The organism is Escherichia sp. MOD1-EC6475, from assembly GCF_003046645.1.
In the GTDB taxonomy this organism is placed as follows: Bacteria; Pseudomonadota; Gammaproteobacteria; order Enterobacterales; family Enterobacteriaceae; genus Escherichia; species Escherichia ruysiae.
On sequence record NZ_PZKQ01000021.1, the window covers coordinates 60158 to 69775 of the forward strand.

General features: G+C 52.5%; 9 protein-coding genes and 1 pseudogene. 5 read left to right on the forward strand and 5 right to left on the reverse strand.

Annotated elements, in window-relative coordinates; all coding sequences use genetic code 11:
- Positions 1 to 1359, reverse strand: a complete 1359-nt coding sequence (gene glpT / locus A7589_RS06415) for a glycerol-3-phosphate transporter (RefSeq protein ID WP_000948734.1) — start codon at positions 1357 to 1359, stop codon at positions 1 to 3.
- A 272-nt stretch (positions 1360 to 1631) separates the two neighbouring features.
- On the opposite strand from glpT, the gene glpA reads away from it, so the two are divergent.
- The 4 genes from glpA (at position 1632) to A7589_RS06435 (ending at position 6843) form a co-directional block, all read left to right on the forward strand.
- On the forward strand, positions 1632 to 3260 hold the full coding sequence (gene glpA, locus A7589_RS06420) for an anaerobic glycerol-3-phosphate dehydrogenase subunit A (protein WP_108188778.1): 1629 nt from the start codon (positions 1632 to 1634) through the stop codon (positions 3258 to 3260).
- The gene (gene glpB, locus A7589_RS06425; protein ID WP_001209950.1) at positions 3250 to 4509 is read left to right on the forward strand and encodes a glycerol-3-phosphate dehydrogenase subunit GlpB; all 1260 of its coding nucleotides are present in this window, start codon (positions 3250 to 3252) and stop codon (positions 4507 to 4509) included. Before glpA ends, glpB begins: the two co-directional genes overlap by 11 nt.
- The gene (glpC, locus tag A7589_RS06430; protein ID WP_001000373.1) at positions 4506 to 5696 is read left to right on the forward strand and encodes an anaerobic glycerol-3-phosphate dehydrogenase subunit GlpC; all 1191 of its coding nucleotides are present in this window, start codon (positions 4506 to 4508) and stop codon (positions 5694 to 5696) included. Before glpB ends, glpC begins: the two co-directional genes overlap by 4 nt.
- Positions 5697 to 5889: 193 nt before the next feature.
- Positions 5890 to 6843, forward strand: a complete 954-nt coding sequence (locus tag A7589_RS06435) for an ISNCY family transposase (RefSeq protein WP_000140531.1) — start codon at positions 5890 to 5892, stop codon at positions 6841 to 6843.
- Positions 6844 to 6890: 47 nt separating this feature from the next.
- Here the strand turns inward: A7589_RS06435 and A7589_RS06440 are convergent, their stop codons facing one another.
- The 3 genes from A7589_RS06440 to A7589_RS06450 all read right to left on the reverse strand — a co-directional run bounded on the left by A7589_RS06440 (position 6891) and on the right by A7589_RS06450 (position 8977).
- Complete coding sequence (locus A7589_RS06440; protein ID WP_000921653.1) at positions 6891 to 8102, reverse strand: nicotinamide mononucleotide deamidase-related protein YfaY; 1212 nt, start codon at positions 8100 to 8102, stop codon at positions 6891 to 6893.
- Positions 8103 to 8201: 99 nt separating this feature from the next.
- The gene (locus A7589_RS06445) at positions 8202 to 8744 is read right to left on the reverse strand and encodes a YfaZ family outer membrane protein (RefSeq protein ID WP_000712687.1); all 543 of its coding nucleotides are present in this window, start codon (positions 8742 to 8744) and stop codon (positions 8202 to 8204) included.
- A 26-nt stretch (positions 8745 to 8770) separates the two neighbouring features.
- A complete protein-coding gene (locus tag A7589_RS06450) occupies positions 8771 to 8977 on the reverse strand; it encodes a hypothetical protein (protein ID WP_000371971.1) in 207 nt (68 codons plus the stop codon).
- Between the two features lie 44 nt (positions 8978 to 9021).
- On the opposite strand from A7589_RS06450, the gene nudI reads away from it, so the two are divergent.
- Positions 9022 to 9447 carry a nucleoside triphosphatase NudI gene (gene nudI / locus A7589_RS06455; RefSeq protein WP_001249882.1) on the forward strand — a complete coding sequence of 142 codons (426 nt, stop codon included), beginning with the start codon at positions 9022 to 9024 and terminating at the stop codon, positions 9445 to 9447.
- A gap of 38 nt (positions 9448 to 9485) precedes the next feature.
- Here nudI and A7589_RS23210 read toward each other — a convergent pair.
- A pseudogene (locus A7589_RS23210) lies at positions 9486 to 9618 on the reverse strand (hypothetical protein); the annotation flags it as partial.

Sequence of the window (9618 nt, forward strand, 5' to 3'; positions counted from 1 at the left end):
TTAGCCTCCGTTGCGTTTTTGCTGTAATTCCTGATGGCGACGTTTTTCGCCAATCATCACGACAATTAACAAGATAACTGCCAGAATGCTGCCGCCAATCATTACCATAAAGCCGCCATCCCAGCCGAAGAAATCCACGGTGTAGCCAACAATCGCACTCGCCGCTACAGAACCGCCCAGATAACCAAACAGTCCGGTAAAGCCTGCCGCCGTACCTGCCGCTTTTTTCGGTGCCAGTTCCAGCGCGTGCAGACCGATCAGCATGACAGGGCCATAAATCAGGAAGCCGATGACAATCATACAAATCATATCTACGGTCGGGTTGCCCGCCGGGTTCATCCAGTAAACGATAGTGGCAATGGTCACCAGAGTCATAAAGAAGACGCCGGTTGCGCCACGGTTACCACGGAAGACTTTATCCGACATCCAGCCGCACAAAAGGGTGCCCGGAATGCCCGCGTACTCATAAAGGAAGTAGGCCCAGGAAGATTTATCCAGCGCGAAGTGTTTCACCTCTTTCAGGTAGGTTGGCGACCAGTCGAGGATGCCGTAGCGCAGCAGGTAAACGAACACGTTAGCGATAGCGATATACCACAGCAGTTTGTTCGGCAGCACGTACTGCATGAAAATCTGCTTCGCGGTCAGCTCCTGTTCCGCTTTTTCGTTATAGTCGTCCGGATAGTCATTTTTGTACTCTTCGATCGGCGGCAGACCACAGGATTGCGGGGTATCGCGCATCATGGCAAAAGCGAAAAGCGCCACCAGAATGGCACAGAAAGCCGGCATATAAAGCGCCGCGTGCCAGTCATTGAACCAGGCCATCCCCAGCAAGAACAACAGCGGCGGAATACCACCACCAACGTTATGCGCACAGTTCCACACCGACACAATGCCGCCACGTTCTTTCTGTGACCACCAGTGCACCATGGTACGACCACACGGCGGCCATCCCATCCCCTGGAACCAGCCGCAGAGGAACAACAGCACGAACATCACCGCAATACTGGAAGTCGCCCACGGCACAAATCCCATAAACAGCATCACTGCCGCAGCAAGAATCAAACCAGCTGGCAGGAAAACGCGCGGATTCGAGCGATCCGATACCGAACCCATGATGAATTTCGAAAATCCATAGGCGATTGAGATCCCTGAAAGCGCAAAACCTAAATCACCACGCGAGAATCCCTGCTCCACCAGATAGGGCATAGCGAGAGCAAAGTTCTTACGAACCAGATAGTAAGCAGCATAACCAAAGAATATCCCCAGGAAAATTTGCCAGCGCAATCGACGATAGGTCGGGTCGATCTCCGCAGCAGGTAAGCGCGCTTTGTGTGGCGCCGGTTTAAAAATACTCAACATTTATAGCCTCCGTGGCCCATGGTCTTATTTATGATTAACAGCCTGATTCAGTAGAAGAACCTGCCGTTTTTTGAGTTGCCGCGATGTTAAGAAAACATTCATAAATTAAATGTGAATTACCGCACACATTATTAAACACAATGATTGAAATGTTCTGAAAGACGCATGAAATCACGTTTCACTTTCGAATTATGAGCGAATATGCGCGAAATCAAACAATTCATGTTTTTACTATGGCTAAATGGTAAAAAACGAACTTCAGAGGGATAACAATGAAAACTCGCGACTCGCAATCAAGTGACGTGATTATCATTGGCGGCGGCGCAACGGGAGCCGGGATTGCCCGCGACTGTGCCCTGCGCGGGCTGCGCGTGATTTTGGTTGAGCGCCATGACATCGCCACAGGCGCGACCGGGCGTAACCACGGTCTGCTACACAGCGGCGCGCGCTATGCGGTAACCGATGCGGAATCGGCCCGTGAATGTATTAGTGAAAACAAGATATTAAAACGTATTGCGCGTCATTGTGTTGAGCCGACCAACGGCCTGTTTATCACCCTGCCGGAAGATGACCTCTCCTTTCAAACCACTTTTATTCGCGCCTGCGAAGAAGCAGGAATAAGCGCAGAAGCCATCGATCCGCAGCAAGCGCGCATTATCGAACCTTCCGTTAACCCGGCATTGATAGGTGCAGTGAAAGTCCCGGATGGCACCGTTGATCCATTTCGTTTGACCGCAGCAAATATGCTCGATGCGAAAGAACACGGTGCAGTTATCCTCACCGCCCACAAAGTCACTGGCCTGATTCGTGAAGGCGCGACGGTATGTGGCGTTCGTGTGCGTAACCATCTCACCGGCGAAACCCAGGCACTTCATGCACCTGTGGTGGTTAATGCCGCCGGGATCTGGGGGCAACATATCGCAGAATATGCCGATCTGCGCATTCGTATGTTCCCGGCGAAAGGATCGCTGCTGATCATGGATCACCGCATTAATCAGCATGTGATCAACCGCTGCCGTAAACCTTCTGATGCCGATATTCTGGTGCCCGGCGACACTATTTCTCTCATTGGCACCACCTCTTTACGTATTGATTACGATGAGATCGACGACAACCGGGTGACGGCGGAAGAAGTGGATATTCTGCTGCGTGAAGGGGAAAAACTGGCTCCGGTGATGGCGAAAACACGTATTCTGCGAGCCTACTCTGGCGTGCGCCCACTGGTTGCCAGCGATGACGACCCGAGCGGACGTAACGTCAGTCGCGGCATCGTGCTGCTCGATCACGCCGAACGCGACGGGCTGGACGGATTTATCACCATCACCGGCGGCAAACTGATGACCTACCGCCTGATGGCGGAATGGGCTACTGACGCGGTGTGCCGCAAACTGGGCAACACGCGCCCCTGCATCACTGCCGATACGCCGCTACCAGGTTCACAGGAACCGGCTGAAGCCACGCTGCAAAAAATTATCTCCCTCCCAGCCCCGCTGCGCGGTTCTGCGGTTTACCGTCACGGCGATCGTACGCCAGCCTGGTTAAGTGAAGGCCGTTTGCACCGCAGCCTGGTCTGTGAATGCGAAGCCGTTACCGCAGGCGAAGTGCAATATGCAGTAGAAAATTTAAACGTTAACAGTCTGTTAGATTTGCGCCGTCGTACCCGTGTGGGAATGGGCACCTGCCAGGGCGAACTCTGCGCCTGCCGCGCCGCCGGACTGCTGCAACGCTTTAATGTCACCACCTCTGCGCAATCTATTGAGCAACTTTCCACCTTCCTGAACGAACGCTGGAAAGGCGTGCAACCTGTTGCCTGGGGCGATGCGCTGCGCGAAAGCGAATTTACCCGCTGGGTTTATCAGGGACTGTGTGGTCTGGAGAAGGAGCAGAAAGATGCGCTTTGATACTGTCATTATGGGCGGCGGCCTCGCCGGATTACTCTGTGGCCTGCAACTGCAAAAACACGGCCTGCGCTGTGCCATCGTCACGCGTGGTCAAAGCGCGCTGCATTTCTCATCCGGTTCGCTGGATTTGCTGAGCCATCTGCCTGACGGTCAAACGGTGACAGACATTCACGATGGCCTGGAATCTTTGTGCCATCAGGCTCCTGCCCATCCTTACAGTGTTCTCGGCTCACAGCGCGTGCTCGATCTCGCTTGCAGGGCGCAGGCATTGATCGCTGAAAGCGGTGCGCAATTGCAGGGTAGCGTTGAACTGGCTCACCAGCGAGTTACACCGCTCGGCACTCTGCGCTCAACCTGGCTAAGCTCGCCAGAAGTCCCCGTCTGGCCGTTGCCAGCGAAGAAAATATGTGTGGTGGGTATCAGCGGGCTGATGGATTTTCAGGCGCATCTTGCGGCAGCTTCGTTACGTGAATTGGATCTTTCGGTTGAAACCGCAGAAATTGAACTGCCGGAACTGGATGTGCTACGTAATAACGCCACCGAGTTCCGCGCGGTAAATATTGCCCGTTTCCTTGATAACGAAGAAAACTGGCCACTGTTGCTTGATGCGCTTATCCCTGTCGCCAACACCTGTGAAATGATCCTGATGCCAGCCTGCTTCGGCCTGGCTGATGACAGACTCTGGCGCTGGCTGAACGAACAATTACCCTGTTCATTAATGTTACTGCCGACACTGCCACCTTCCGTGCTGGGCATTCGTCTGCAAAATCAGCTTCAACGTCAGTTCGTGCGCCAGGGCGGTGTATGGATGCCGGGCGATGAAGTGAAAAAAGTGACCTGTAAAAATGGCGTGGTGAATGAAATCTGGACTCGTAATCACGCCGACATCCCGCTGCGTCCACGTTTCGCGGTTCTCGCCAGCGGCAGCTTCTTTAGCGGCGGACTGGTCGCGGAACGCAACGGCATTCGCGAGCCGATTCTCGGCCTTGATGTGCTGCAAACCGCCACGCGGGGTGAGTGGTATCGAAGTGATTTTTTTGCGGCGCAACCATGGCAGCAGTTCGGTGTAACCACTGATGAGGCACTACGCCCATCGCAGGCAGGCCAGACGGTAGAAAACTTGTTTGCCATCGGATCGGTGCTGGGCGGATATGATCCTATCGCTCAGGGATGCGGCGGCGGCGTTTGTGCTGTCAGTGCATTACATGCTGCTCAACAGATTGCCCAACGCGCAGGAGGCCAACAATGAACGATACCAGCTTCGAAAATTGCATTAAGTGCACCGTCTGTACCACCGCCTGCCCGGTAAGCCGGGTGAATCCGGGCTATCCGGGGCCAAAACAGGCCGGGCCGGATGGCGAGCGTCTGCGTCTGAAAGATGGCGCCCTGTATGACGAGGCGCTGAAATATTGCATTAACTGCAAACGTTGCGAAGTCGCCTGTCCGTCCGATGTGAAGATTGGCGATATCATCCAGCGCGCGCGAGCGAAATATGACACCACGCGCCCGTCGCTGCGCAATTTTGTGTTGAGTCATACCGACCTGATGGGCAGCGTTTCCACGCCGTTCGCGCCTATTGTCAACACCGCTACCTCGCTGAAACCAGTGCGACAACTGCTTGATGCGGCGTTAAAAATTGACCATCGCCGCACGCTGCCGAAATACTCCTTCGGCACTTTCCGTCGCTGGTATCGCAGTGTGGCTGCGCAGCAGGCGCAATATAAAGACCAGGTGGCCTTTTTCCACGGCTGCTTCGTTAACTACAACCATCCGCAGTTAGGCAAGGATTTAATTAAAGTGCTCAACGCGATGGGCACCGGCGTACAACTGCTCAGCAAAGAGAAATGCTGCGGTGTGCCACTCATCGCCAACGGTTTTACCGATAAAGCGCGTAAACAGGCAATCACTAACGTGGAATCGATCCGCGAAGCTGTGGGGGGAAAAGGCATTCCGGTCATTGCTACCTCCTCTACCTGTACGTTTGCCTTGCGCGACGAGTACCCGGAAGTGCTGAATGTTGACAACAAAGGCTTGCGCGATCATATCGAACTGGCAACCCGCTGGCTGTGGCGCAAGCTGGACGAAGGCAAAACCTTGCCGCTGAAATCACTGCCGCTAAAAGTGGTCTATCACACCCCGTGCCATATGGAAAAAATGGGCTGGACGCTCTACACCCTGGAACTTTTACGTAAGATCCCAGGGCTTGAGCTGACAGTGCTGGATTCCCAGTGCTGCGGTATTGCCGGAACTTACGGTTTCAAAAAAGAGAACTACCCCACCTCACAAGCCATCGGTGCACCGCTGTTCCGCCAGATAGAAGAGAGCGGCGCGGATCTGGTGGTTACCGACTGCGAAACCTGCAAATGGCAGATTGAGATGTCCACAAGTCTTCGCTGCGAACATCCGATTACGCTGCTGGCTCAGGCGCTGGTTTAAACTCCCTTCTGATGCCCGGTAAGCGCATTGCTTATCGGGCATTTTTGCGTGCGCGATTCCGTACCCAATGTATGCGTTTCATCACAATGAAAATTCCTCTGAAAACGTCTCGCAAAGACTGAAACTGGCAGATGTCAAAGGCCTGGGATAACCGTAATGTCGCGTCATCATAAATATCAGGTGACGGACAACCATGACTGAATCAACAACCTCCTCCCCGCATGATGCGGTATTTAAAACCTTTATGTTCTCACCCGATACCGCACGGGATTTTCTGGAAATACATCTACCGGAACCGTTACGTAAGCTGTGTAATCTGCATACGTTAAGGCTGGAACCCACAAGTTTTATTGAAAAAAGCTTACGCGCTTACTACTCGGATGTTTTGTGGTCGGTAGAAACCAGCGAAGGTGACGGCTATATCTACTGCGTAATTGAACATCAAAGTTCTGCGGAAAAGAATATGGCCTTTCGGCTGATGCGCTATGCCACCGCCGCCATGCAGCGTCACCTGGATAAAGGTTATGACAAAGTCCCGCTGGTAGTGCCATTGCTGTTTTATCATGGCGAAACCTCGCCCTACCCGTATTCTCTCAACTGGCTGGATGAATTTAACGATCCGCAACTTGCCCGGCAGTTGTACACCGAAGCTTTTCCGTTGGTGGATATCACCATCGTACCTGACGATGAGATCATGCAACATCGGCGTATAGCCCTGCTGGAACTTATTCAAAAACATATTCGAGACCGCGATTTAATCGGTATGGTCGACAGGATCACCTCGCTTTTGGTTAGAGGCTTCACTAATGACAGCCAATTGCAAACACTGTTTAATTATCTCCTGCAATGTGGCGATACCTCCCGTTTCACCCGCTTTATTCAGGAGATTGCCGAACGTTCACCACTACAAAAGGAGAGATTGATGACTATTGCTGAACGGCTACGGCAGGAAGGACATCAAATTGGCTGGCAGGAGGGTAAGATTGAAGGCTGGCAAGAAGGTAAATTGGAAGGTTTGCAGGAAGGCATGCATGAACAAGCCATTAAAATCGCCTTACGAATGCTGGAACAAGGTTTTGAACGTGAGATTGTGCTGGCAACAACCCAGCTAACCGATGCCAATCTCGCCCCATTAAGCCTGCAATGAACGCGACAACGTGCCGGGTAAAAGACTTCTCCCCGGCACGCCCTCTTTCACGCCCCCTGTGGCGACAGTGTCAACGACTCCACAACCTCAATCCAGCCATGCCCGCTGGCGATGTCCTGACCGTTCAGCCAGCGGCGCAGCATATTAAGCGCCATCATTGCGCACACCTCCTGACGGATAGCCTGGCTGTAGCGCGTGGTGCTGAAATGTACTCGCAGGGCGAAAGTGCCGTCTGGCGTAGCCAGCGCAAAGTTGAGATGCTCATCTTCCAGACCAGAAACCGCCAGCGCCAGCCCGGCGAAATGGTTAGCTCGGCGTTCCGTTATCCAGTGCGCAGTTTGCGCCAGGGTTTCTTCCTGTGAAGGAACCACTTCACACGCCAGTAATGGCGCCCCCGCGCGAGAAAGTTGCAAAGCCAGCAAGCCACCGGTGAATTGCTCGCTCAACGTCAGACTGAACTGGCGGCTTTGCAGTTCGCGGCTGATTTGCGCTGGCAGCCCTTCGGTGCCTTCGAAAATCATGCTCTGCCCGGCAACACGTTTAACATCCAGCCACAGTTTTTCCATCGCCTGTTGCTCGCTTGCCGGTCCGGTGAGTTTCAGTTCAATAATCGGCATGGAGGAGCGATAGCCCATCGTCACACCTGGCGGTAGTTGCAACGCATCCAGGCTTTGCGCCAGATCGCTTTCTGAACGACCAAAAGTGGTCAGCCGCAGACAAACCGGCGGTTGCGGCAAAGAAAAACGCTCACGCAGGCGCGGCAGGATTTCGTGCTCAACCATCACTTTAAATTCCGCCGGCACGCCTGGGGTAAAGAACATCAGGCAACGGTTAAGTTGCACAGCAAAACCACAGGCCGTACCAACCGGATTATTGATAAATTCTGCACTGGCAGGCAGCTCCGCCTGTTTGCGGTTGCTCGGCGCCATTACGCGACCACGTTCGCGGAAATAGCGTTCCATCTCTTCGAGCCAGGCTTCATGAAGAACCAGGCTTTCACCTTTGGCGGTCGCTGCGGCGAGTGCGCTTAAATCATCACTGGTCGGCCCCAGTCCGCCATTGACGATCAGCACATCGGCGTGCTGGCTACGTTCGCGAAGAATGGTCACTAAATCCTCAAGGTTATCGCCCACTGTATTGCGGCGAGATAATGGCAACCCCTGATGAAAGAAAAAATCCGCCAGCCAGGCAGCGTTAGTGTCAACGATTTGCCCGTGTAACACTTCATCCCCGGTGGATAACATTTCCACTTTTAACATGGTTATCTCCTGCTTTTGTTATCGAATCACTATAACGCAAAGGGAGATAAGGCGTAGTAAGAAACTGAATGGCGCGGCAGAACGCCGCGCCGGAAGGCATCAGAAGCTGGCGCTAACCCCAACATACGGGCCGTCAGCCACCGCGTTGTCGCGATTGCCGTCTTTAGCCGACAGGTTCAGGTAGCGGTAGCCCGCCTCAATGCTGATCGGGCGCATGATGGTGTAACGCGCGCCAGCATTCGCTTCTTCATAACTTTTAATACCGCTGGAGAGCGAATCCGGAGAGTAGTAATACTCGCCAAACAGACGGAAGCTATCGCCAATTTGCCACTGCAAGCCACCGCCTACCGCTGCGGCATAGCCTTCATCGCCGTCGTTCGGGTTGGTGTAAACGCCTTTACCGCCCACAGTTGCCATTAACGGTCCCAGCGGCAGATTCAATCCCAGGCCAACGCCCGCGACATCACCGTCGTCATCGTTATGTGTCCAGTTACCGCTTAATGCCAGACCGGTCGATTCAGTACCGAAACCGACGCCAATATTGGTATATTCTTTTCCCGCCTGACCGCTAATGCTTATCGCATTTGCCGATGCAGAAACCAATAGCATTCCAGCCAGAACTGGCAGTGCAAATTTTTTCATTTTTACCTTTTCCCGCAAGAAGATAATTAAAAGTCCCCAAAGCTGCGGGATTGTACTGCCTGACACAGAGGATTCAATGCGTGAAAAAAGCGATCTGCTAACTTATTGTAACTAAATACTTCTTTAATAATTAAGTGCAGAAAAAGTAGCCACCAAAAATTGATTGCCAGAAAAATAATCATCGCGGTTATCGTCGCAAAAAAGGCCAATGCCGCTTTCACGTGTTGATCCATTGCCGTATTCTTTTGTTTTATTTTCAGTGGTAAGGAATATTCCCATGCGGCAACGGACTATAGTTTGTCCCTTAATTCAAAATGATGGTGCTTATCTGCTGTGTAAAATGGCCGATGATCGCGGCGTTTTCCCCGGACAATGGGCGCTGTCTGGCGGCGGCGTAGAACCCGGTGAGCGCATTGAAGAAGCATTACGTCGTGAAATCAGAGAAGAGCTGGGCGAGCAACTGATTCTTACTGACATCACGCCATGGACGTTCAGTGATGACATCCGCATCAAGACGTATGCAGATGGTCGCAAGGAAGAGATTTATATGATTTACCTGATCTTTGACTGCGTCTCTGCCAACCGTGAAGTGAAAATTAACGAAGAGTTTCAGGAATACGCATGGGTAAAACCTGAAGATCTTGCTCACTATGATTTGAATGTCGCCACTCAGAAAACGTTACGTTTGAAAGGTCTGATGTAACAGTAATGACAGCCATTATTGGCTGTCATATTAACAAATCACCGATTAACAAACTCACCATCCAGTAAAACGTTGCCATTTTCAACATGCATTACCAGCCCATCCAGATAATCTGGTTTAAATGTCACGTTTCGTTTATCTTTAGCGATATAGGTGGATTTGCCCCTATAT